Raw genomic sequence first — 23,355 nt, forward strand, 5'->3', positions numbered from 1 at the left:
CGGGGCAGAGCCCCTTGTCAGCCCTGAGGCTTTTCGCTAAGATAGAAGAATATGATAACAGCTGGGATCAGGAAAAGTACGCGTGTACAGACAATTGCCAGAGAGAATAACCGCTAAGGGAAATATCCCTTACAGGCTGGGAGTTATTCATTTGTCTGCCGCTGAATATGCACCTGTGAGCTGCATGGTTGAGCGCCCCTCTAGGGGGACGTTAGATTATGCCGGGAACGTTGCCGTTACAGACGCCAAGAGGGACACCGTATAGTTGCCGCGAGGCTGATAGCAGCGTGATATGCGGTTGTTCAAGCAGAGTGGGACCACGGTTAAACGTCTCTGCAGCTATAGGCTGCAGGGGCGTTTTTTGTTGAAATATAAGAAGCTGAGCCGTTTCCGCTTGAGATATAGATAAGTTCGTGGGCTGAAGACAATACCTTCCTTTGCGTACCTGTAAACAGGAGGCGGGGAAGTTAAAGAAGAGGGGAACCGTGATGTTTAAGCATATCAAATCGGACATTCGGGCAGTATTCGATAACGATCCCGCCGCCCGCAGCAGGTTCGAGGTTGTCTTCACCTACGCCGGGCTTCATGCCATCTGGGCACACCGGATAGCCCACTCTTTGTTCAAACGCCGCTGGTTTACGCTGGCACGTATAGTCTCGCAAATCAGCAGATTCATGACAGGTGTTGAGATTCACCCGGGCGCGGTCATCGGCAGCCGTTTGTTTATCGACCACGGGATGGGCATTGTCATCGGTGAGACCTGTGAGATTGGTGATGATGTTATTATCTATCAGGGAGTTACACTGGGGGGGACCGGCAAGGAAAAGGGCAAACGCCATCCTACCGTAGGCAACAATGTTGTAATCGGCTCCGGTGCGAAAGTACTGGGATCGTTCAGAATCGGCGATAATTGCAATATCGGCTCTAATTCAGTTGTTCTGCGTGAAGTGCCCAGCAACAGCACAGTAGTAGGCAATCCCGGACGCGTGGTCAAGCGCAACGGGGAGCGTGTCTCTGACCGTCTGGACCATACCAAAATGCCCGATCCGCTGGTCGATTCCCTGCGTTTCCTGCAGAAGGAGATCGAAGAGCTCCGCGAGCAGCTGGGCTCCGAGGATAAGCAGAAGAAGGAGCAGCGGCGGCTGGAAAGCCAGCAGTATATCGGTGATTATGAAATTTAAGCTTACCGGCATTCCAGGGAATCCGGGGATAACAGAAAGGATTGGAGAATAGAATGTCTTTGCAAATCTACAACACTATGACGCGCAGTAAAGAAGTATTTGTACCGCAGGAGCAGGGCAAGGTGAAGATGTATGTATGCGGGCCAACGGTTTACGGCTATATGCACATCGGGAATGCAAGACCGGTAATCGTGTTTGATATGGTGCGTAACTACCTGGAAGTGCTAGGCAATGACGTGCGTTATTTAACGAATTTTACTGATGTCGATGATAAAATGATCCGCAAAGCAGAAGAGCTGAATATCACTGTAGCAGAGGTTGCGGAAATGTTCATTGCTGCCTATCTGGAGGATCTGGCCGGACTTGGCGTGAAGCCGGCAACGATGAACCCGCGCGTTACAGAAAGTATGGATAAGATTATAGAATTCATCAAGGAGCTTGAAGAGAAGGGCTATGCCTATGAGAATGGCGGGGATGTGTATTATCGTACCGGTAAATTTGCTGATTACGGTAAGCTGTCCCGCCAGAATCTGGAGGAGCTGCGCTTCGGAATCCGGGTTGAGGTGGATCCGCGCAAAGAAAACCAGGAGGATTTTGTGCTCTGGAAGGCAGCCAAACCGGGTGAAGTACACTGGTCCAGTCCATGGGGAGAAGGCCGCCCGGGCTGGCATATTGAGTGCTCGGCGATGGTCCGCGAATATCTGGGGACAACAATCGACATCCATGGCGGCGGAGAGGACCTGAAGTTCCCGCACCATGAATGCGAATGCGCCCAGACAGAAGCGCTGACCGGTGAACCGTTGTCGAATTATTGGATGCACAATGCATTCTTAAACATTGGTGACGAGAAAATGTCGAAATCCCTGGGTAACGGTCTGCTCGTGAAGGACATCCGGGCCCGCTTCAAAGCGGGGACTATCCGTTACTTCATGCTGTCCAGCCATTACCGCAACCAGCTGAACTTCACGGAGGAGGCGCTGCTGTCCGCCGAGAAGAGTGTAGAACGGATTGCCCTTGCCGAGAGCAATGTGAAGCACCGGCTTGAACTGGCTCCCGACGGGGCAGAGGCTGGAGCAAGCGCTGAAGTAGCTGAACGCCTCACTGCGGTTATCGGCAGCTTCCATTCGAGAATGCAGGATGATTTCAATACGCCTGATGCCATTACCGCCGTATTTGACTGGGTGAGCCTTGCCAATCAGACGCTGGCTAAAGCGGATGCTGGCGCTGCAGATTTGGCAGCGCTGCTGAAGACTTATGCTGAAATGAATGTTGTGCTTCGCCTGACTCCTGAGCTTGAAGCCGAGGTGGCAAGTGAGGAGGTTGAACGGCTTATCGCAGAACGTGCTGAGGCCCGCAAGAACAAGAACTGGAGCCGGTCCGATGAGATCCGTGATGAGCTTGGCGCCCTGGGTATTCTGCTGGAGGATACTCCACAGGGAATGCGGTGGCGGCGGAAATGAGCGGAGAGTTCGATTTGAACAGCGCATGGTTTCCTTATGAACCTTCCCAGCCGGCCCGTCTGCTGTCGCCGATTGTACTGGCGTATGCAGGCGATGCCGTCTATGAAGTAGCTGTGCGTCAATATCTGATCTCCCTGCCCAACCTGCGGCCGAACCACTTGCACCGTTCGGCCACCGGGCTGGTCTCCGCCAAAGCGCAGAGCACCATACTTGCCTATCTTGAGCCGGTGCTTACGGAGGAAGAGAAAGATGTGGTTAGACGGGGGCGCAATGCAAAATCCGGCACGGTTCCGAAAAATGCGGATGTGCTGGAATACCGGCACGCGACTGCTTTTGAATGCCTGATCGGGCATTTGTATTATACGGGGCAGCAGGCGCGGATCCGGGAGCTTGTTCACAGCAGCATCGAATATATGATGCACCGGGCAAAGTGAGTATAAGGCGCTTTAAGGTGTTAATAGTAATATGAGGGTTACAGAACAGGAGACATGGATATGGAAGAATTGAGAACAGAAGAGGAAATACTGGCAGGCAAGCATTCGGTCCTTGAAGCGCTGCGCGCCGGCCGGACCCTGAATAAAATATGGATTGCCGAAACGGCGCAAAAGCACTTAACGGCACCGATCATCGCCGAGGCGCGGAAAGCGGGAATCGTCATCCAGCATGTAGATAAGCGGAAGCTGGACCAGCTTGCACCGGGAGTGCAGCATCAGGGCGTAGTAGCGCAGGCAGCGCCGTTCGCCTACACCGAGGTTGCCGATATTCTGGCAGCTGCCGAAGCTAAGGGGGAACCTCCGTTTCTTCTCCTGCTGGACGAGATTGAAGATCCGCATAATCTGGGATCTATCCTGCGGACTGCAGACTGCACAGGCGTGCACGGTGTGATTGTGCCGAAGCGCCGTTCGGCTCAGATTACGGCAACGGTATCCAAAACCTCTGCCGGCGCAGTGGAATATGTACCGGTTGCCCGTGTTACGAATCTGGGGCAGACGATCGACCGCCTGAAGGAGCTCGGAGTCTGGGTGGTCGGAACGGATGTGGCTACCGATCAGAATCTGTTCGGATCCGATATTTTCACCGGCCCGGTAGCGGTTGTCATCGGTAATGAGAATAAGGGAATGGGCCGCCTGATCCGTGAGAAATGCGACGTATTGCTCAAGCTGCCGATGGCCGGGAAAATCAACTCGCTTAACGCATCGGTAGCAGCCGGTGTAATTATGTACGAGGTTCTCCGCCGCCGGCAAGAACAGGGCTAATTATGGCAGACTGGCGCGATATACTGCTCGTGGACGGATATAACATGATCGGCGGCTGGCCGGAGCTTGCGGCGCTGTCGGAGACTGGCATGCAGGGGGCGCGTGACCGGCTGCTCGATCTGCTGGCAGATTATCAGGCGTTCTCCGGGCTGCGCGTCATTGCAGTATTCGATGCCTACCGTGTTCCGGGCCTTGGCCGGTCATTTGTGCAGGGGAAAGTCCAGGTCTTCTTCACCAAAGAAAAGGAAACAGCAGATGAATGTATCGAGCGGCTGGTTGGCGAATTCACTCACCGGCGCAGACAAATCTCTGTGGCGACAAGTGATTTTGTAGAACAGCATGTCATTTTCGCGCAGGGAGCGCTCAGGGTTTCGGCAAGGGAACTTAAGCTGGAGATAGAAGAAAGCCAGAAGCAGGTTAAAAAGGCTATTGAACCGGGCAGTATAATCAGAACCCGGCACTCGCTGGAAGACAAGCTGCCTCCGGATACGCGCAAGCGGCTGGAAGACTGGCGCAGACAATAGTCCAGCGGGTGTAATTCCCGTGGCAGCCGAAAAATGCCATAATATGTTATAGAAGATTTTTTTTGGACAATCTGCGGTTGACGTTGTAAGGTAACATAATATATACTGGTCCTATATTTCGCGAAGTAACGATGTGTCTTGCGTTGCAGCCGGGGGGATTCTTGGTGAGTGTCGACCTCAAGGAATTAATGCTGTCCGAGTATGATTTCATAAGTGATGAAGAAATTGTCGAGATCTTCCGTGGTGGCGACAGTGGCGCATTGGAGCATTTGATTAACAAGTACCGTAATTTTGTACGTGCTAAGGCCCGTTCCTATTTTCTGATTGGGGCAGACCGTGAGGATATTGTGCAGGAAGGCATGATTGGCCTGTATAAGGCTATACGTGACTTCAAGGGAGACAAGCTGTCTTCGTTCAAGGCCTTTGCCGAGCTGTGCATCACCCGTCAGATTATTACCGCCATTAAGACGGCAACGCGCCAGAAGCATATACCGCTGAACTCCTATGTCTCACTCGACAAGCCCATCTATGATGAGGACTCCGACCGGACGCTGATGGATGTAATCTGCGGTACACAGGTGCTTGATCCGGAAGAGCTGATTATTAACCAGGAAGAATTCATCGGACTGGAAGATAAGATGGCGGAAATATTGAGTGATCTGGAACGCAAGGTTCTGATGCTGTATCTGGATGGACGTTCCTATCAGGAGATTGCCGAGGATCTGAAGCGGCATGTGAAGTCTATCGACAATGCCCTGCAGCGGGTAAAGCGTAAATTGGAAAGATATCTGGAAGTCCGTGACAATTAATGATATAATGAACTAGAAAGGCTCGGGACTCGAGTCTTTTTTTAGTGTTTGTCATGATGCCGATGAACTGAAGATGCAATTTGCAATTTGCGGGCACCACCCGTGAGCAGGTTTAACTGCATGCGGAATGTTCCATAATGGTAATAAGGACAGCGTGTGATAAGGGAACGAGCAAGACCGGAAAAAACGTTTGACAGCAGGCTACAGCACCCGGAAATACCCAGTGCGATAAGGGAATTCTTTCGTTGACACAGGCATTGATATTATGCTAAAGTGTTTTAGGTAGGCCTAAATTCGCGGCTTTTTTTTTGAATCAATATTTGCGTCTTCTAATTTAACCGTTAGAAGTACGTCTTCGGGAGGTGCATATCATGCGGGTAATTATCACTTTGGCTTGTACAAGTTGCAAACAAAGAAACTATGCAACAACCAAAAACAAGCGAAATCACCCCGACCGCTTGGAGATGAAGAAATTTTGCAAGTTCTGTAACGAGCAAACTCCTCATCGCGAAACCAGATAGTCTTTGGAGGTGTAGTCGGCGTGAAACGTAGTTTCAAGTCTTTGTTTTCCTTTTTCACTGAGAGCTGGAGTGAACTCAAAAAGGTTCGCTGGCCTAGCCGTAAAGAACTGAAAAACTATACATTGATCGTTCTCGGTACAATTGTGGTTGTCGCTCTTTACTTCTGGGTTCTGGACATCGGTATTTCCGCTGTGATTGAAGCGATTATTTAGAGAGGTCCCAGGTGGCTTGATATGGAAAAAAGATGGTATGTCGTTCATACCTATTCCGGGTATGAGAATAAGGTCAAGGCCAATTTGGAGAAACGCGTTGAGTCCATGGGCATGGAGGACAAAATATTCCGCGTTCTTGTTCCTATGGAAGAAGAGCTGGTAAACAAGGATGGCAAGAAAAAAACTGTCATGCGTAAAGTTTACCCTGGTTATGTTTTGGTCGAAATGGTCCAGACTGATGATTCGTGGTATGTAGTCCGCAATACGCCGGGCGTTACCGGATTTGTCGGTTCGACTGGTTCGGGGTCTAAGCCTACCGCTCTGCTCCCTGAAGAGGTTGAACAAATTCTGAAGCATATGGGCATGGTTGAACCTAAAGCGAAGATTGATTTCGAAATTAAGGAATCCGTACGTATTATGGTCGGTCCGTTTGCGAATTTCGTGGGCTCTGTGGAAGAAATTTTGGCAGACAAAAGCAAGATCAAAGTGCATGTCAACATGTTTGGACGGGAAACCCCGCTCGAGTTGGATTTCACTCAAGTGGAGAAGATATAACAAGCGCAAGGGTTTCTTGTGGGAGAATGCTTACTAGCATTCGAATACCACTATTTACGCAAGGAGGTGTCACTCATGGCTAAAAAAGTTATTAAAATGGTGAAACTGCAGATTCCTGCAGGGAAAGCGAATCCAGCGCCTCCAGTAGGTCCGGCGTTAGGTCAAGCAGGTGTCAACATCATGGCATTCTGTAAGGAATTCAACGCTCGTACTGCCGACCAGGCTGGCCTGATCATCCCGGTTGAAATTACAGTATTTGAAGACCGTTCCTTTACCTTCATCACTAAAACTCCTCCGGCTGCCGTTCTGCTTCGCATCGCTGCTAAAGTAGAAAAAGGATCCGGTGAACCAAACAAGAAAAAAGTAGCGAAGCTCGGCCGCGCAGCGGTTCGTGAAATCGCTGAAACAAAAATGCCCGATCTGAACGCTGCATCTGTTGAAGCTGCAATGCGTATGGTTGAAGGTACTGCCCGCAGCATGGGCATCACTATCGAAGACTAATAAGTATTCGGGTGAGCCGGTCATTCATGACCGCATTATGTGGGAGGAATTTCCGCTAATACCACAAAGGAGGAACATTTTCATGGCTAAACATGGTAAGAAATACCAGGAATCTGCTAAGCTGATTAACAGCGAAGCAACTTACGAGCCTTCAGAAGCTGTAGAGCTTGTGAAAAAGGCGGCAACTGCCAAATTCGACGAAACCGTTGAAGCAGCAGTACGTCTGGGTGTAGACCCGCGTAAACAAGACCAAGCTGTTCGTGGTGTTGTTGTCCTGCCTCACGGCACAGGTAAAACACAACGCGTGCTTGTATTTGCAAAAGGTGAAAAAGCGAAAGAAGCGGAAGCTGCTGGCGCCGATTATGTTGGTGATGCTGATATGATCAACAAAATCCAACAAGGCTGGTTTGAATTCGATGTCTGCGTAGCTACACCTGACATGATGAGTGAAGTCGGTAAACTGGGACGTCTGCTCGGTGGTAAAGGCCTCATGCCTAACCCTAAAGCAGGTACAGTTACTTTCGACGTTACCAAGGCTGTTCAAGAAATCAAAGCCGGTAAAATCGAATATCGTCTTGACAAAGCGGGCCAAATTCACGCGCCAATCGGCAAAGTGTCTTTCAACGCTGACCAATTGAACGAGAACCTTAAAGCTCTCATGGACGCTTTGAACCGTGCGAAACCAGCTGCTGCTAAAGGTGTATACCTTAAAGGCATTGCTATTTCGTCCACAATGGGACCAAGCGCCCGCGTGAACGCAGCTGCTTTCAGATAATTAGGGGTTGACTCTTTGAGTCATCTTTGATAATCTATAACAGTTGTGAACATTAAGGTGATCAATCTTAAACTTGAATATGCTTACCGTAGACAGTAGGTGCCGTAAGGCTTAATTTCCTACCGAGGTGTTGTGATAGAAACAAAAAGTGCCAGGTTCGCCTGATATACTTTCCGTTTTATCAAGCCTTCGTGAATCTGCGGAGGCTTTTCTAATGCCTGCGTAGGAACGGTGCAGATTCCCTTGGGTGAATCGCCGTCACATAAATTTTCAGGAGGTGTATACAAATTGGCAAATGCAAAAGTAATCCAAGCTAAACAGGATGCGGTTGATGTTGTGACTGGCAAGCTGCAAAACAGTATCTCTACTGTAGTTGCGGACTACCGCGGATTGAACGTTGCCCAGGTAACTGAACTGCGTAAGCAGCTTCGTGAAGCTGGCGTTGACTTTCAAGTTCTGAAAAACTCATTGGTGCGTCGTGCGACTGCAGCTGCTGAGCTGACTGAACTGGATGCAGTTCTAACCGGCCCTACAGCAGTAGCATTCAGTGAAACTGATGCGGTAGTAGCAGCCAAAATTTTGAATGACTTCGCTAAGAAGAACGATGCTCTGAAACTGAAGGGCGGCGTTGTTGAAGGCAAAGTTATCGATGCGGACCAGCTGAAAGCACTGGCAGAACTGCCTTCCCGCGAAGGTTTGCTCTCCATGCTGCTTAGCGTGCTTCAGGCTCCAATGCGCAACTTCGCGCTTGCAGTTAAAGCTGTTGCTGAGAAAGAAGAACAAAGCGCGTAAGCCTTTGCTCCTAGTCTCGTAATCAATACAAACAAACCAATTATAATATAAAATGGAGGTTCAATCATGAGCAAAGAAACAATCTTAGAAGAAATTAAAGGCATGAGCGTACTGGAACTGAACGAACTGGTTAAAGCAATCGAAGAAGAATTCGGTGTAACTGCAGCAGCTCCAGTAGCAGCTGGCGGTGCAGTAGCAGCAGTAGAAGAAGAGCAAACTGAATTCGACGTAATCCTGACAAGCGCTGGCGCTTCCAAGATCAACGTTATCAAAATCGTTCGCGAAATCACAGGCCTGGGCTTGAAAGAAGCTAAAGACCTCGTAGACAACGCTCCAAAAGCAATCAAAGAAAAAGTAAGCAAAGAAGAATCCGAAGCTACCAAAGCAAAATTGGAAGAAGCGGGCGCAGTAGTAGAAGTAAAATAAGTTGATTTGAGTAGGTACTGCCCCGGAGCAGAATTCATTCTCTCCGGTTCTCGCAACCCCCTTGAACTTGTTCAAGGGGGTTGCTGTATAAGAACTGGGTACCTTAGAACAGGTGAAAGGGAGGATTGTATGTCGCAGCATTATTACTCGCAGCAGCCGGAAGCCCGTCATGATAGAAGAAGCATCGAGACGGTACTGAGAGGCAGAAGCCTCCGCTTTACAAGTGACGCCGGTGTTTTTTCCAAAGGGGATATTGATTACGGCAGCCGCGTGCTGATTGAGTCGATGGAAATCCCGGATGGGGCAGAGGTGCTTGATGTAGGTTGCGGTTATGGTCCGATCGGGATTAGTGCAGCGGCTCTTGCCCCCAAAGGTCATGTGACTATGATTGATATTAACAGCCGTGCAGTCGAGCTTGCCCGCGAGAATGCTCAGCATAACGGAATCCGCAATGTTACGGTTATGGAAAGTGATGTGCTGTCCGCAGTTCAGGGGCGTAAGTTCGATGTGATTCTGACCAATCCGCCGATCCGTGCAGGCAAGGCTGTCGTGCATGGGATATTTGAACAGGCGCATGATCATTTGAAAGAGGGCGGAAGCCTGTGGATTGTCATTCAGAAGAAGCAAGGGGCGCCATCTGCAGTAGCCAAGCTTGAAAGCTTGTTCCCGGTTGTGGAAGAAGTAACGAAGGATAAAGGCTATCGGATTATTAGAGCTTCAAACTAAAAATAATAATATTTATTGACATGCAATGCCCATAGTGTTATTATTATAAAATGTCAGTATTAAGCTAGGCTCCATGTCTTTAGTTTGCTGAAATGTCAAGTGATATATTGTCGCCCGGTAAGCGCATGCCGCACGGCAGGTTTTTGCGAATTCCGTTCTCTATGTTCCTGTCACGGCGAGGGTCGCCGGGACAATAGATAATAGCGCATAAACTGTTGCCTGGTGACGTATAATACGCACGTTTTGGGCAAATCTACTGGATAAGGAGTATTTTGGCCGTGGATAGATGCGCTCTTTTTTCGAAAGATTTCGATGAGGGGCTTTTCTGTATTTATGGCTGAATCTTTGTGGTATGGTTCCATTATACGGGTCCAAACAAGGGTTCGCAATCAATTTTTAAGTGAGTAGACATGAGGGGTGAGTAAAGTTGGCAGGACATCTTGTTCAGTATGGTCGACGCACTCGGCGGAGCTATGCGAGAATTAACGAGGTACTCGAGGTCCCGAACCTGATCGAGATCCAACAAAAATCTTATGATTGGTTTTTGGAGGAAGGATTGCGGGAAATGTTCCAGGACATCTCGCCGATCCAGGATTTCACAGGGAATTTGGTACTAGAGTTCATTGACTACAGCCTCGGTGAACCGAAGTATACGGTTGACGACGCTAAAGAGCGGGACGTGACATATGCGGCTCCTCTGCGTGTAAAGGTGCGGCTCATCAATAAGGAGACCGGTGAGGTCAAAGAGCAGGAAGTGTTCATGGGAGATTTCCCGCTGATGACGGAGACCGGCACTTTCATTATCAATGGTGCGGAACGGGTTATTGTCAGCCAGTTGGTTCGCTCTCCAAGCGTCTATTTCAGCACAAAAGTGGATAAGAACGGCAAAAAAACCTACACCGCTACAGTAATTCCGAACCGCGGAGCTTGGCTGGAGCTGGAAACCGACGCTAAGGACATCATGTATGTCCGTATCGACCGGACCCGCAAAATTCCGGTTACCGTGCTTCTGCGTGCTCTGGGCTTTGGCAGTGATGCTGAGATCCTGGAACTACTTGGTAATGATGAATATATTCGCAATACGCTGGATAAAGACAACACGGATTCCACGGAAAAGGCGCTTATTGAAATTTACGAGCGTCTGCGTCCGGGCGAACCACCGACACTTGATAATGCCAAGAGCCTGCTCGTCGCGCGTTTCTTTGATCCAAAACGTTATGATCTGGCCAATGTAGGCCGGTACAAAATCAACAAGAAGCTGCACATCAAGAACCGCCTGTTCAATCAGCGTCTGGCTCAGCCGCTCGTTGATGAGTCTACAGGTGAAATTCTGGCGGAATCCGGTCAAATGGTTGACCGTCGTCTGCTTGATGAGCTGATTCCTTATTTCGAAAAGAACATGGCTGCCAAGAACTACCGCGTAACCGGCGGTGTAATGGACAGTGAAGATATTCCGCTTCAGACAATTGACGTCTTCTCGCCAATCGAAGAGGGCCGGGTTATCAAGCTGATTGCCAACGGCAATATCGACAAGTCGGTCAAGCATATTACCCAGGCTGATATTATCTCCTCAATCAGCTACTTTATTAATTTGCTGCACGGTATCGGCAACACCGATGATATCGACCACTTGGGTAACCGCCGTCTGCGTTCTGTCGGCGAACTCCTGCAGAACCAGTTCCGTATCGGTCTGTCCCGTATGGAACGCGTAGTCCGTGAGAGAATGTCGATTCAGGATGCCAATGCGATTACACCGCAGGCGCTGATCAACATCCGTCCGGTTATTGCATCGATTAAAGAGTTCTTCGGCAGTTCGCAGCTGTCCCAGTTTATGGACCAGACGAACCCGCTTGCTGAACTTACGCACAAACGCCGTTTGTCGGCACTCGGACCCGGCGGTCTGACCCGTGAACGCGCAGGCTTTGAAGTCCGCGACGTCCATCACAGTCACTACGGCCGTATGTGTCCAATTGAAACACCGGAAGGTCCGAACATCGGTCTGATCAACTCCTTGTCCACCTTTGCCCGCATCAATGAGTACGGCTTTATCGAAGCCCCGTACCGTTGGGTAGATCCGAAGACTGGCAAGGTTACGGAACAAATCGATTACCTGACTGCCGATGAAGAAGATAACTACGTAGTCGCCCAGGCGAATGTCCAGATCGATGAAGACGGTACATTCAAGGAAGACATGGTTATCGTCCGTTATAACAAGGATTCAGACAACATCACCACGATGCCTAGTAATCGTGTTGACTACATGGACGTTTCCCCGAAACAGGTTGTATCGGTCGCTACGGCGCTCATTCCGTTCCTTGAGAACGATGACTCTAACCGCGCCCTGATGGGATCGAACATGCAGCGTCAGGCCGTTCCGCTTCTTATTCCGAAGGCTCCGCTTGTCGGCACAGGAATGGAACATAAATCCGCTAAGGATTCAGGCGTATGTATTGTCTCCAAATATGACGGTATTATCGAACGCTCCTCTGCCAACGAAATCTGGCTGCGCCGTGTTGAGGCAGTAGAAGGCAAAGAAGTCAAAGGCGATATCGTTAAATATAAATTACACAAATTTATGCGTTCGAACCAAGGTACCTGCATTAATCAGCGTCCGCTGGCTAAACGCGGCGATGTTGTTAAGAAAGGTGATATCCTGGCAGATGGACCTTCGACCGAAATGGGCGAACTGGCTCTTGGCCGTAACGTAGTCGTTGCGTTCATGACTTGGGAAGGTTACAACTACGAGGATGCGATCCTGCTGAGTGAGAAGCTGGTGAAGGAAGATGTATACACTTCGATCCATATCGAGGAATACGAATCCGAAGCCCGCGATACGAAGCTTGGACCTGAGGAAATTACGCGTGATATTCCTAACGTTGGTGAAGAGGCGCTCCGCAATCTGGATGAGCGCGGAATCATCCGCATCGGTGCGGAAATCAACGCGGGTGACATCCTGGTAGGTAAAGTTACTCCTAAGGGCGTAACGGAGCTGACTGCTGAAGAACGCCTGCTCCATGCGATCTTTGGTGAGAAGGCCCGTGAAGTCCGTGACACCTCCCTGCGCGTTCCTCACGGCAGTGACGGTATTATCGTTGATGTTAAAGTATTCACCCGCGAGAACGGCGATGAGCTGCCTCCTGGCGTGAATCAGCTGGTTCGTGTCTACATCGCCCAGAAACGTAAGATTTCCGAAGGCGACAAGATGGCCGGACGTCACGGTAACAAGGGTGTCGTTGCCCGTATCCTGCCTGAAGAAGATATGCCGTTCCTTCCGGACGGTACGCCGGTACAGGTTGTCCTGAACCCGCTGGGCGTTCCTTCACGTATGAACATCGGACAGGTGCTTGAAGTCCATCTTGGTATGGCATCACTCCGTCTGGGTATTCATGTGGCTACTCCGGTATTCGACGGGGCGCGTGAGTATGACGTGTTCGATACGATGGAAGAAGCCGGCATGCAGCGTAACGGTAAAACCGTGCTTTATGACGGACGTACAGGTGAACGCTTCGAGCGTGAAGTTACTGTTGGCGTCATGCACATGATCAAGCTGGCGCACATGGTTGACGATAAGATTCATGCCCGTTCCACCGGTCCTTACTCACTCGTTACACAGCAGCCACTGGGCGGTAAAGCACAGTTCGGCGGACAGCGTTTCGGGGAAATGGAAGTGTGGGCGCTTGAGGCTTACGGCGCGGCTTATACACTGCAAGAGATCTTGACTGTGAAGTCCGATGACGTGGTCGGCCGTGTGAAAACATATGAATCCATTGTCAAAGGCGAGAATGTTCCAGAGCCGGGTGTTCCGGAATCGTTCAAGGTACTGATCAAGGAACTGCAGTCACTCGGTATGGACGTTAAAATCCTTAGCGGCGACGAGCAGGAGATCGAGATGAAGGAACTGGACGATGAGGACGAGACGTCAGGCGACAAGCTGAGCCTCAATTTGGAAGGCGCAGAAGTCGGCATAGAGTAGTTCACCAGCAAGCCACTAATTTCATTACAAAAAGAACCGCGCCCTCTGTTGACCTTACCGTCAGGAGAGGGCTGCGGTACTAAATCAGGATATAGGTTAAGGAGGGTTGCTCCTTGTTGGACGTTAACAATTTTGAATTTATGAAAATCGGACTCGCTTCTCCGGAAAAAATTCGTTCTTGGTCCCGCGGAGAAGTAAAAAAACCGGAAACCATTAACTATCGTACATTGAAACCGGAAAAAGAGGGTCTCTTTTGCGAACGTATTTTCGGACCGCAAAAGGACTGGGAGTGTCACTGTGGTAAATACAAACGCGTCCGTTATAAGGGCGTAGTGTGCGACCGCTGCGGCGTGGAAGTTACCCGCGCTAAAGTCCGCCGCGAACGTATGGGCCACATCGAGCTGGCAGCTCCGGTATCTCATATCTGGTATTTCAAAGGTATTCCGAGCCGCATGGGTCTGGCACTGGATATGTCTCCTAGATCGCTTGAAGAGATTATCTACTTTGCATCTTATGTTGTAACCGATCCGGGAGAAACTCCGCTGGAGAAGAAGCAGCTGTTGTCCGAGAAAGAATACCGCAGCTACCGTGAAAAGTACGGCTACGGATTCCAGGCCGGCATGGGTGCTGAGGCTGTCAAAAAACTGCTGCAGGATATCGATATTGACAAAGAACTGGAATTCCTCAAAGAAGAGCTGCGTACGGCCCAGGGCCAGCGCCGCAACCGGGCGATCAAACGCCTGGAAGTTATTGAGGCCTTCCGCAACTCCGGCAACAAGCCTGACTGGATGATCATGGATGTGCTCCCGGTAATTCCTCCGGAGCTGCGCCCGATGGTTCAGCTTGATGGCGGCCGTTTTGCTACGTCTGACCTTAACGACCTGTACCGCCGTGTAATTAACCGGAACAACCGTCTGAAGAGACTGCTGGATCTCGGCGCTCCTGATATTATCGTGCAGAATGAAAAACGCATGCTTCAGGAAGCTGTTGATGCCCTGATCGACAACGGCCGCCGCGGCCGTCCTGTAACCGGTCCTGGTAACCGTCCGCTTAAATCCCTCAGCCATATGCTGAAGGGTAAACAGGGACGTTTCCGCCAGAACTTGCTCGGTAAGCGCGTTGACTATTCCGGACGTTCCGTTATCGTCGTAGGGCCTTACCTCAAAATGTACCAATGCGGTCTTCCGAAGAAGATGGCACTGGAGCTGTTCAAGCCGTTCGTAATGAAGGAACTGGTGAATAAAGGGCTTGCCCACAACATCAAGAGCGCGAAACGCAAGGTTGAGCGCGTAAGTCCTGAAGTGTGGGATGTGCTTGAAGAAGTAATCCGGGAGCATCCGGTTCTGCTGAACCGTGCCCCAACGCTGCACAGACTGGGTATCCAGGCATTTGAACCGATTCTGGTAGAAGGTCACGCAATCCGTCTTCACCCGCTCGTATGTACGGCGTACAATGCCGACTTTGACGGTGACCAGATGGCGGTACACGTTCCTCTGTCCGCTGAGGCTCAAGCTGAAGCACGCCTGCTGATGCTGGCATCGGGTAACATCCTGAACCCTAAAGACGGTAAGCCGGTTGTTACACCGTCACAGGATATGGTCCTTGGTACATTCTATCTGACGATGGACAACAAGGAAGAGAAGGGTACCGGCATGATTCTGCGCACCGTGAACGAAGCTGTTTCAGCTTACCAGCGCGGAACTGCAGGACTGCATGCGCGTGTTGCCATCCCTGCCAAAGCTCTGGGCAAAACCAGCTTCACGGCTGAGCAGCAAGAGGCTATGCTGATTACGACTGTAGGGAAGATCATCTTTAATGAAATTTACCCTAGCAGTTTCCCTTATATCAACGAAGCTACCAAAGCCAACCTGCTTCAAGGTACGCCTGAGAAGTATTTCATCTATGAAAAAGGCGCGGATATCCGTGAACTGATCATGGCTGCTCCGGAAGCAAGTGCAGTAGGTAAAGAATATCTGGGCCTCATTATCGCCCGCTGCTTCGAGACCTATCACACGACCAAAACATCTGTGATTCTGGATAAAATCAAACAGCTCGGCTTCACCTACTCTACACGTTCCGGGGTTACGGTTGCCGTATCCGACGTTATCGTGCCTGAGGAAAAAGCTACGATTCTTAAAGAATCGGAAGCTAAGGTTGATGTGGTTGCCAACCAGTACCGCCGTGGTCTGATCACTAACGATGAACGTTATGACCGTGTTATTGAGATCTGGTCGAAGACTAAGGATGATCTTACGAACGTCCTGCTGAAATCGATGGACCGCTTTAACTCCATCATGCTCATGGTTGACTCCAAAGCGCGCGGTAACAAATCGCAGATTACCCAGCTGGGCGGTATGCGTGGTCTGATGGCAACACCTTCGGGCCGGATTTTCGAATTGCCGATCAAAGCAAACTTCCGTGAAGGTCTGACCGTCCTCGAGTACTTTATCTCGACGCACGGAGCGCGTAAAGGTCTGGCCGATACAGCGCTGCGTACAGCGGACTCCGGTTACCTGACACGCCGTCTCGTTGACGTGGCCCAGGACGTAATCGTCCGTGAAGAGGATTGCGGTACGGATAAAGGCTTCACTGTCAGCCGGATCCAGGATGGCAAGGAAGTTATTGAGGATCTATATGACCGTATTGAAGGCCGTTACTCCTTCGAAACCGTCCGTCATCCGGAAACGAAGGAAATCATCGTTCACCGTAACGACCTGATTGACTCCGATAAGGCTGAAGAGATTGTTAATGCGGGTGTAACCAAACTGCAGATCCGCTCTGTACTGAGCTGCCGTGCCCGTCACGGGGTCTGCAAGAAATGCTACGGACGCAACCTGGCAACAGGCAAATTCGTGGAAATCGGGGAAGCTGTCGGCATCATTGCCGCACAATCCATCGGTGAACCGGGAACACAGCTTACCATGCGTACATTCCATACCGGCGGTGTTGCCGGAGACGATATCACGCAAGGTCTGCCGCGTATCCAAGAGTTGTTTGAAGCCCGTAACCCTAAAGGTCAGGCGACAATCAGTGAAATTGACGGGGTAGTTAAGGAAATCCGTGAAACCAAGGACCGCCGTGAAATCGAAGTCCAGGGTGAAGCTGAGTCCAAGACCTACTCCATCACTTACGGTTCCCGTCTGCGTGTCAGCGAAGGCCAGGAGATTGAAGCTGGCGATGAACTGACTGACGGTTCTATCGACCCTAAAGAAATGCTGCGTATCAAAGGGATCCGCGGGGTACAGAACTACATTCTGCAGGAAGTACAGCGTGTATACCGTAACCAGGGCGTTGAAATCAATGATAAGCACATTGAAGTTATGATTAAGCAGATGCTGCGCAAAATCCGCATTATTGATGCCGGAGATACCAATCTCCTACCAGGCTCATTTGCTGATATTCCGGAATTTGAAGCAGCCAACAAGGAAGCAATCCTGTCCGGTAATGAACCTGCGGTGGCCAAACCGGTACTGCTTGGTATTACCAAGGCTTCCCTGGAGACTGATTCCTTCCTGTCTGCGGCATCCTTCCAGGAAACTACCCGTGTCCTTACGGATGCAGCAATTAAGGGTAAAGTGGATAAACTCCTCGGCCTGAAAGAAAATGTTATCATCGGGAAGCTGATTCCTGCCGGTACGGGTATGAATCGTTACCGTAATGTTAAGCTGAGTGATCCGAATGAAGAAGGCGTGCAAGATGCTTTAGAAACGGTTCCTGCTGAATAGTTGAATAATTGTGGCTAACAGTGTACGCGTCACGTTATATTCTTGCGTGACGCGGCTGTCTGCCATGAATATTAATAAAATATTTGCTGATTTTCTTGACATCGGGTTCTGAGGATGCTAATATGTCTAAGGTGCGTGAGTGCCTCGTCATTCTTGTTCAGTGGAGGTAATGATTATTCATGACTGATGATCGAGGATTTCAGGATGCTCAGGTCAAGATCGGTTCCAAGCAAACCGTCAAGGCGGTAGAGATGGGCCAAGCCGCAGAAGTCTATGTGGCAGAGGACGGAGATCAACGGCTTACTTCCAGAATTGTTATGCTTTGCGGCAAACAAGGTGTGAAGGTCACATATGTGGACACCATGCTGAATTTGGGCAAGGCCTGCGGGATAGAAGTGGGTGCTGCAATGGCAGCCGTCTTAAAAGAATAGCACGAAAGATGTTTTTGTACCGGGGTACACTTCGGCAGCAAAGACTTTTCATTTGTCTTTTTATGAACCGCCTGGGTCTGTGGACTTAAAAGTTTGTAAATTGACTATTATTTCAGGAAGGGGGTGGCACAACATGCCAACTATCAATCAATTGGTTCGTAAAGGCCGTCAAGCCAAAATCGAAAAATCCAAATCTCCCGCTCTTCAAAAAGGGTTCAACGCCCTCAAGCGTGAGGCTACAAATTTGAGCGCCCCGCAGAAACGCGGTGTGTGCACTCGTGTAGGCACAATGACTCCACGTAAACCAAACTCAGCACTTCGTAAGTATGCCCGTGTTCGTTTGACGAACCGTCTTGAGGTGACTGCTTACATTCCGGGTATCGGACACAACCTTCAAGAGCACAGCGTAGTATTGCTGCGCGGAGGTAAAGTTAAGGACCTTGCAGGAGTTCGTTACCACATCGTTCGTGGTGCACTCGATACTGCAGGTGTTGCTAACCGGATGCAGGCTCGCTCCAAATACGGCGCGAAACGTCCTAAGGCGAAGAAATAAGATTAGCATTACTGAATATTAAACATTTAAGAAAGGGGGATATCCATGCCACGCAAAGGTCCAGTTACTAAGAGAGATGTATTGCCAGATCCATTGTATAATAGCAAGTTGGTTACTCGTTTGATCAACCGTATTATGCTGGGTGGTAAAAGAGGTGTCGCTCAAAGCATTTTGTACAATTCGTTCAAGTTGATTCAGGAACGTACAGGTAAAGAACCGATGGAAGTTTTCGAAGCTGCCATCAAGAACATCATGCCTGTATTGGAAGTTAAAGCTCGCCGTGTCGGCGGTGCTAACTACCAGGTGCCTATCGAAGTTAAACCTGAAAGACGTACTGCTTTGGGATTACGTTGGCTTGTAAACTACTCACGCAACCGCGGTGAGAAGACTATGGAAGAGCGTTTGGCGGCTGAGATCATCGATGCTTCCAACAACACAGGCGCTTCCGTTAAGAAACGTGAAGACACGCACAAAATGGCTGAAGCAAACAAAGCGTTTGCTCACTACCGCTGGTAGGATTTAGTCGTTCAAATTACTTCTACTTTGGAAGGAGATCCATTCATGTCAAGAGAGTTCTCCTTAAAAAATACACGTAATATCGGGATCATGGCACATATTGATGCTGGTAAGACTACTACCACTGAGCGGATTCTATTCTACACAGGCCGTACGCACAAAATCGGTGAAGTTCACGAGGGTGCAGCTACAATGGACTGGATGGAACAAGAGCAGGAGCGCGGGATTACGATTACTTCCGCTGCTACAACCGCTGCGTGGAAGGGTCACCGCATCAATATTATTGACACCCCAGGGCACGTTGACTTCACTGTTGAAGTTGAACGTTCCCTGCGTGTATTGGATGGGGCAGTTGGTGTATTTAGTGCGAAAGAGGGCGTAGAGCCTCAGTCTGAAACCGTATGGAGACAGGCTGACCGTTACGGCGTTCCCCGGATCGCATATGTTAACAAAATGGATATCATCGGTGCGGACTTCCTGAACGTTATCGACAGCATGCGTGACCGCCTGCAAGCCAATGCAGTAGCTATTCAGCTGCCAATTGGTGCCGAAGCTGACTTCACGGGAATCATTGACCTTGTTGAGCAGAAAGCTCACATCTTCAAAGACGACCTGGGACAAAACATCGAAGTTACCGAAATTCCTGCTGAATATTTGGAGCAAGTTGAGGCACTGCGTACCGATCTGATTGAGAAGGTTGCAGAACTTGACGAAGATCTGACTATGAAGTATCTGGAAGGCGAAGAAATTACTATTGAAGAAATCAAAGCTGCACTGCGCAAAGGCGTATGTGAAGTTAAGGTCTTCCCTGTAATTGTCGGATCCTCCTACCGCAACAAAGGTGTTCAGCTCATGATGGACGCTGTCGTTGATTACTTGCCATCCCCACTGGATGTACCGGCTATTCAAGGTCATCTGGATGACGGTACAGAAGCGGTTCGTCACTCTTCGGATGAAGAACCATTCTCAGCACTGGCATTTAAAATCATGACAGACCCTTATGTGGGTAAACTCACGTTCTTCCGTGTATACTCCGGTATCCTGGAATCCGGTTCTTATGTAGTTAACGCTACTAAGGGCAAACGTGAGCGTATCGGCCGTATCCTGCAGATGCATGCGAACAGCCGTCAAGAAATCTCCATCGTTTACGCTGGTGATATCGCGGCAGCTGTTGGTCTGAAAGACACAAGTACCGGCGATACACTCTGTGATGAGAAACATCCGGTTATCCTGGAGTCCATGAACTTCCCTGATCCGGTTATCGAAATCGCAGTTGAACCAAAAACCAAAGCCGACCAAGATAAGATGGGCGTAGCTCTCGGTAAGCTGACTGAAGAGGATCCAACTCTTCGTGCACACACCGATGAAGAAACCGGCCAAACCATCCTGGCAGGTATGGGTGAGCTTCACCTGGATATTATCATCGACCGTATGCGCCGCGAATTCAAGGTAGAAACCAACGTGGGTAAACCACAGGTTGCTTACCGTGAAACATTCAAAGCACCAGCACGCGTTGAAGGTAAATTCGTTCGCCAATCCGGCGGTCGCGGTCAGTACGGTCACGTATGGGTTGAATTTGAACCTCTCGAGCCAGGTACTGGCAGCAAATTCGAAAGTAAAGTTGTCGGTGGTTCTGTACCAAGAGAATACATCGCTCCTGCACTTGCCGGTATTGAAGAGCAAATGAAAAACGGCGTACTTGCAGGCTTCCCGCTTGTAGACGTTAAGGCAACCATCGTTGATGGTTCTTATCATGATGTTGACTCCAACGAAATGGCGTTTAAAATCGCCGGCTCGATGGCACTCAAAGCAGCTAAAGACAAGTGTAAGCCTGTCCTGCTTGAGCCAATCATGAAAGTGGAAGTAACTGTTCCTGAGGAGTACATGGGTGATGTAATGGGTATGCTGAACTCCCGTCGCGGCCGGATCGAAGGTATGGATTCCCGTGGTGGTGCGCAAATTATCCGTGCTAAGGTGCCTCTCTCCGAAATGTTCGGTTATTCCACAACACTTCGTTCCGGTACTCAAGGACGCGGCGTATTCTCAATGGAACTTTCTCACTATGAAGAAGTACCTAAATCCATTGCTGAAGAAATCGTAGCCAAGAACAAGGGCGGAGAATAATCCCGAGTTTTTAACTTGCCGTCCGGATATATCATATCAGTCATCTAAGAATTACATGTAGGCGGGCGGCTCAAATATAAGGAACCCCACATTAAGGAGGAAATGTTCAAATGGCAAAGGCAAAGTTTGAACGTAACAAACCGCACGTTAACATTGGTACTATTGGTCACGTCGACCATGGTAAAACAACACTGACTGCTGCAATCACAACTGTATTGTCCAAAAAATACGGCGGTGCTGCTGTAGCATTCGATCAAATCGACAAAGCTCCAGAAGAGCGCGAACGCGGTATCACTATTTCCACCGCTCACGTTGAATATGAAACTCCTAACCGTCACTACGCACACGTAGACTGCCCTGGACACGCCGACTATGTTAAAAACATGATCACTGGCGCAGCGCAAATGGACGGAGCAATCCTGGTTGTATCCGCAGCTGACGGCCCTATGCCACAGACTCGTGAGCACATCCTGCTGTCCCGTCAAGTAGGTGTTCCTTACATCGTTGTCTTCCTGAACAAATGTGACATGGTTGAAGACGAAGAGTTGCTTGAACTGGTTGAAATGGAAGTTCGCGATCTGCTGAGCGAATACGACTTCCCAGGCGATGATACTCCAATCATCCGTGGATCTGCTCGTGAAGCTCTTCAGAACCCTGATGGCGAATATGCACAGAAGATCGTTGAAATGTTCGAAACGATCGACACGTACATCCCGCTTCCAGAACGTCAAACTGACAAGCCTTTCTTGATGCCAGTCGAAGACGTATTCTCCATCACTGGCCGCGGTACTGTGGCAACTGGTCGCGTAGAACGCGGAACAGTTAAAGTTGGGGAAGAAGTTGAAATCGTGGGTATCCACGAAGACAAGAAAAAATCCGTTGTTACCGGCGTTGAAATGTTCCGTAAATTGCTCGATTCCGCACAAGCGGGCGACAACATCGGCGCACTGCTTCGCGGTGTAGACCGTAACAACATCGAACGCGGACAAGTATTGGCTAAGCCAAACTCCGTTAACCCGCACACTGAGTTCACTGCTCAGATCTACGTTCTGACTAAAGAAGAAGGCGGACGTCACAAACCATTCTTCACTGGTTACCGTCCACAGTTCTACTTCCGTACAACTGACGTAACAGGTATCATCAACCTGCCAGAAGGTACTGAAATGGTTATGCCTGGTGATAACATCACTGTAACTGTACAACTGATCTCCCCAATCGCTATTGAAGAAGGTACTAAATTCTCCATTCGCGAAGGCGGACGCACAGTTGGTGCCGGTTCCGTAGCTTCCATCCAGAAGTAATTCGGGCTCTATCCGTTAGGATAGACCGGAATATAAGGCAGGGTCTCTTCATTGAAGAGGCCCTGTCTTTAGTTTATAAAAAAAGACCGTCCCTTAAAGGAACGGTGCTGTTAAAGCAGCTGGAGTTGTATTTAAATCTCCTTCGCATAAGCAGGGCCTGGAAGCTTAGAGAGGACAACATGCAGACTGGAGGGAGCAGAGCTGTCATTAGTATAGGCAAAGGATTCATCACCGGCGATATAAATGGTTTCTCCTTCTGCGAAGGTTTGCTCCGTATCATCTACATGAATGGTGCCGCTTCCCTTTAAGGCCAGGATGTAGACATCGGCACCAGGATGCTTATGCACAGGCAGCTTTTGACCCGGCATGAAATTAAGAACAAACACAACACTGTCACCCTGCTGGAAGAGGATTTTTTTCGTGAACCGCTCCTCCTGATATTGCAGCACTTCAGCTAAACTTTTCTTTTCCATAATAAATCCCCGCTTTCAATTAATAATAGATTCGTTCTAAAGCTTTACTTCATACTCACAGTGCTCATGACCGGTTACATTGCATTTGATCTCTTTGACGGAGACCTTGCGCCCGAGAATTTTACCGAGTGCCCCTTCAAGAATAGCCCCCTCTAAATCGCAGACCATCTTTTCATCTTCAAGCGAAGGCAATCCTTTGCAAAAGCAATCATCGACAGCGATATTTATTTTGCGCTCATCGGAATGAAGAATACGCGGGATACCGATTTTCAGATCCTCGAATATTTGCAGGAGCTCCGCAATAGAGGCAGCCGGCAGGCTTTCGCCGATTTTTCTGCCTATGGTCAGAGTAGTCCCTTTTCCGCCTAATGGAAGCCCCTGGTTCAAACCAATCAGCCGTATCGTACGGAATAGCTCTAGTGGAACCACATCACCAAGAGTGGTCCGGTCAATTTGACGCATGTCTTCGAATGAATATTGCTGCACTGACTCCAACTCCTTTGCTCTCTCTATGAATCTAT

General features: G+C 49.5%; 23 protein-coding genes and 1 other annotated feature. Of the genes, 21 read left to right on the forward strand and 2 right to left on the reverse strand.

Annotation, left to right across the window (positions count from 1 at the left end):
- Positions 1-488: 488 nt before the first annotated feature.
- The 21 genes from cysE (at position 489) to tuf (ending at position 22,361) form a co-directional block, all read left to right on the forward strand.
- Complete coding sequence (cysE, locus tag LOS79_RS27925; protein ID WP_315414014.1) at positions 489-1,181, forward strand: serine O-acetyltransferase; 693 nt, start codon at positions 489-491, stop codon at positions 1,179-1,181.
- A 53-nt stretch (positions 1,182-1,234) separates the two neighbouring features.
- The gene (gene cysS, locus LOS79_RS27930; RefSeq protein ID WP_315414015.1) at positions 1,235-2,641 is read left to right on the forward strand and encodes a cysteine--tRNA ligase; all 1,407 of its coding nucleotides are present in this window, start codon (positions 1,235-1,237) and stop codon (positions 2,639-2,641) included.
- Complete coding sequence (locus LOS79_RS27935; RefSeq protein WP_315414016.1) at positions 2,638-3,075, forward strand: Mini-ribonuclease 3; 438 nt, start codon at positions 2,638-2,640, stop codon at positions 3,073-3,075. The genes cysS and LOS79_RS27935 overlap by 4 nt, the downstream gene beginning before the upstream one ends.
- A gap of 60 nt (positions 3,076-3,135) precedes the next feature.
- Positions 3,136-3,897, forward strand: a complete 762-nt coding sequence (gene rlmB / locus LOS79_RS27940; protein ID WP_315414017.1) for a 23S rRNA (guanosine(2251)-2'-O)-methyltransferase RlmB — start codon at positions 3,136-3,138, stop codon at positions 3,895-3,897.
- A gap of 2 nt (positions 3,898-3,899) precedes the next feature.
- On the forward strand, positions 3,900-4,421 hold the full coding sequence (locus tag LOS79_RS27945) for an NYN domain-containing protein (protein WP_315414018.1): 522 nt from the start codon (positions 3,900-3,902) through the stop codon (positions 4,419-4,421).
- A gap of 164 nt (positions 4,422-4,585) precedes the next feature.
- Positions 4,586-5,230 carry an RNA polymerase sporulation sigma factor SigH gene (gene sigH, locus LOS79_RS27950; protein WP_020427086.1) on the forward strand — a complete coding sequence of 215 codons (645 nt, stop codon included), beginning with the start codon at positions 4,586-4,588 and terminating at the stop codon, positions 5,228-5,230.
- Between the two features lie 371 nt (positions 5,231-5,601).
- Positions 5,602-5,751, forward strand: a complete 150-nt coding sequence (rpmG, locus tag LOS79_RS27955) for a 50S ribosomal protein L33 (RefSeq protein ID WP_074086515.1) — start codon at positions 5,602-5,604, stop codon at positions 5,749-5,751.
- A 20-nt stretch (positions 5,752-5,771) separates the two neighbouring features.
- Complete coding sequence (secE, locus tag LOS79_RS27960) at positions 5,772-5,963, forward strand: preprotein translocase subunit SecE (RefSeq protein ID WP_315414021.1); 192 nt, start codon at positions 5,772-5,774, stop codon at positions 5,961-5,963.
- A 21-nt stretch (positions 5,964-5,984) separates the two neighbouring features.
- Positions 5,985-6,518 carry a transcription termination/antitermination protein NusG gene (gene nusG, locus LOS79_RS27965; RefSeq protein ID WP_020427084.1) on the forward strand — a complete coding sequence of 178 codons (534 nt, stop codon included), beginning with the start codon at positions 5,985-5,987 and terminating at the stop codon, positions 6,516-6,518.
- Positions 6,519-6,593: 75 nt separating this feature from the next.
- Entirely contained in the window at positions 6,594-7,019 is a 426-nt protein-coding gene (rplK, locus tag LOS79_RS27970) for a 50S ribosomal protein L11 (RefSeq protein ID WP_019908208.1), read from the forward strand.
- A gap of 82 nt (positions 7,020-7,101) precedes the next feature.
- The gene (rplA, locus tag LOS79_RS27975) at positions 7,102-7,794 is read left to right on the forward strand and encodes a 50S ribosomal protein L1 (protein WP_315414023.1); all 693 of its coding nucleotides are present in this window, start codon (positions 7,102-7,104) and stop codon (positions 7,792-7,794) included.
- A gap of 68 nt (positions 7,795-7,862) precedes the next feature.
- Positions 7,863-8,016 (forward strand) — a sequence feature (ribosomal protein L10 leader region).
- Between the two features lie 66 nt (positions 8,017-8,082).
- Positions 8,083-8,586, forward strand: a complete 504-nt coding sequence (gene rplJ, locus LOS79_RS27980; protein WP_039877416.1) for a 50S ribosomal protein L10 — start codon at positions 8,083-8,085, stop codon at positions 8,584-8,586.
- 66 nt (positions 8,587-8,652) lie between these two features.
- Positions 8,653-9,012 carry a 50S ribosomal protein L7/L12 gene (rplL, locus tag LOS79_RS27985; RefSeq protein ID WP_315414024.1) on the forward strand — a complete coding sequence of 120 codons (360 nt, stop codon included), beginning with the start codon at positions 8,653-8,655 and terminating at the stop codon, positions 9,010-9,012.
- Positions 9,013-9,141: 129 nt separating this feature from the next.
- Entirely contained in the window at positions 9,142-9,738 is a 597-nt protein-coding gene (locus tag LOS79_RS27990; RefSeq protein ID WP_315414026.1) for a class I SAM-dependent methyltransferase, read from the forward strand.
- Between the two features lie 427 nt (positions 9,739-10,165).
- On the forward strand, positions 10,166-13,711 hold the full coding sequence (gene rpoB, locus LOS79_RS27995; RefSeq protein WP_315414027.1) for a DNA-directed RNA polymerase subunit beta: 3,546 nt from the start codon (positions 10,166-10,168) through the stop codon (positions 13,709-13,711).
- A 113-nt stretch (positions 13,712-13,824) separates the two neighbouring features.
- Positions 13,825-17,436 (forward strand): DNA-directed RNA polymerase subunit beta', encoded by a 3,612-nt coding sequence (gene rpoC, locus LOS79_RS28000; RefSeq protein ID WP_315414029.1) that lies wholly within the window; start codon positions 13,825-13,827, stop codon positions 17,434-17,436.
- A 179-nt stretch (positions 17,437-17,615) separates the two neighbouring features.
- On the forward strand, positions 17,616-17,867 hold the full coding sequence (locus tag LOS79_RS28005) for a ribosomal L7Ae/L30e/S12e/Gadd45 family protein (RefSeq protein WP_315414031.1): 252 nt from the start codon (positions 17,616-17,618) through the stop codon (positions 17,865-17,867).
- Positions 17,868-18,000: 133 nt separating this feature from the next.
- Positions 18,001-18,420, forward strand: a complete 420-nt coding sequence (gene rpsL, locus LOS79_RS28010) for a 30S ribosomal protein S12 (protein WP_020427075.1) — start codon at positions 18,001-18,003, stop codon at positions 18,418-18,420.
- A gap of 45 nt (positions 18,421-18,465) precedes the next feature.
- Positions 18,466-18,936 (forward strand): 30S ribosomal protein S7, encoded by a 471-nt coding sequence (rpsG, locus tag LOS79_RS28015; protein WP_020427074.1) that lies wholly within the window; start codon positions 18,466-18,468, stop codon positions 18,934-18,936.
- A gap of 45 nt (positions 18,937-18,981) precedes the next feature.
- Complete coding sequence (gene fusA, locus LOS79_RS28020; protein ID WP_315414035.1) at positions 18,982-21,060, forward strand: elongation factor G; 2,079 nt, start codon at positions 18,982-18,984, stop codon at positions 21,058-21,060.
- A 110-nt stretch (positions 21,061-21,170) separates the two neighbouring features.
- Positions 21,171-22,361, forward strand: coding sequence for an elongation factor Tu (gene tuf, locus LOS79_RS28025; protein ID WP_315414037.1), 1,191 nt, complete (start codon positions 21,171-21,173; stop codon positions 22,359-22,361).
- A 131-nt stretch (positions 22,362-22,492) separates the two neighbouring features.
- Here tuf and LOS79_RS28030 read toward each other — a convergent pair whose 3' ends face one another.
- Positions 22,493-22,834, reverse strand: coding sequence for a cupin domain-containing protein (locus LOS79_RS28030; protein WP_315414038.1), 342 nt, complete (start codon positions 22,832-22,834; stop codon positions 22,493-22,495).
- Positions 22,835-22,870: 36 nt separating this feature from the next.
- Positions 22,871-23,320 (reverse strand): V4R domain-containing protein, encoded by a 450-nt coding sequence (locus LOS79_RS28035; RefSeq protein WP_315414039.1) that lies wholly within the window; start codon positions 23,318-23,320, stop codon positions 22,871-22,873.
- Between the last annotated feature and the right edge of the window lie 35 nt (positions 23,321-23,355).

The organism is Paenibacillus sp. MMS20-IR301 (genome assembly GCF_032302195.1).
Lineage (GTDB): Bacteria > Bacillota > Bacilli > Paenibacillales > Paenibacillaceae > Paenibacillus_AQ.

Coding starts and splice junctions, on each gene's coding strand:
- cysE (WP_315414014.1), top strand. CDS start 489: ATGTTTAAGCATATCAAATCGGACATTCGGGCAGTATTCGATAACGAT.
- cysS (WP_315414015.1), top strand. CDS start 1,235: ATGTCTTTGCAAATCTACAACACTATGACGCGCAGTAAAGAAGTATTT.
- LOS79_RS27935 (WP_315414016.1), top strand. CDS start 2,638: ATGAGCGGAGAGTTCGATTTGAACAGCGCATGGTTTCCTTATGAACCT.
- rlmB (WP_315414017.1), top strand. CDS start 3,136: ATGGAAGAATTGAGAACAGAAGAGGAAATACTGGCAGGCAAGCATTCG.
- LOS79_RS27945 (WP_315414018.1), top strand. CDS start 3,900: ATGGCAGACTGGCGCGATATACTGCTCGTGGACGGATATAACATGATC.
- rpmG (WP_074086515.1), top strand. CDS start 5,602: ATGCGGGTAATTATCACTTTGGCTTGTACAAGTTGCAAACAAAGAAAC.
- nusG (WP_020427084.1), top strand. CDS start 5,985: ATGGAAAAAAGATGGTATGTCGTTCATACCTATTCCGGGTATGAGAAT.
- rplK (WP_019908208.1), top strand. CDS start 6,594: ATGGCTAAAAAAGTTATTAAAATGGTGAAACTGCAGATTCCTGCAGGG.
- rplA (WP_315414023.1), top strand. CDS start 7,102: ATGGCTAAACATGGTAAGAAATACCAGGAATCTGCTAAGCTGATTAAC.
- rplL (WP_315414024.1), top strand. CDS start 8,653: ATGAGCAAAGAAACAATCTTAGAAGAAATTAAAGGCATGAGCGTACTG.
- LOS79_RS27990 (WP_315414026.1), top strand. CDS start 9,142: ATGTCGCAGCATTATTACTCGCAGCAGCCGGAAGCCCGTCATGATAGA.
- LOS79_RS28005 (WP_315414031.1), top strand. CDS start 17,616: ATGACTGATGATCGAGGATTTCAGGATGCTCAGGTCAAGATCGGTTCC.
- rpsL (WP_020427075.1), top strand. CDS start 18,001: ATGCCAACTATCAATCAATTGGTTCGTAAAGGCCGTCAAGCCAAAATC.
- rpsG (WP_020427074.1), top strand. CDS start 18,466: ATGCCACGCAAAGGTCCAGTTACTAAGAGAGATGTATTGCCAGATCCA.
- fusA (WP_315414035.1), top strand. CDS start 18,982: ATGTCAAGAGAGTTCTCCTTAAAAAATACACGTAATATCGGGATCATG.
- tuf (WP_315414037.1), top strand. CDS start 21,171: ATGGCAAAGGCAAAGTTTGAACGTAACAAACCGCACGTTAACATTGGT.
- LOS79_RS28030 (WP_315414038.1), bottom strand. CDS start 22,834: ATGGAAAAGAAAAGTTTAGCTGAAGTGCTGCAATATCAGGAGGAGCGG.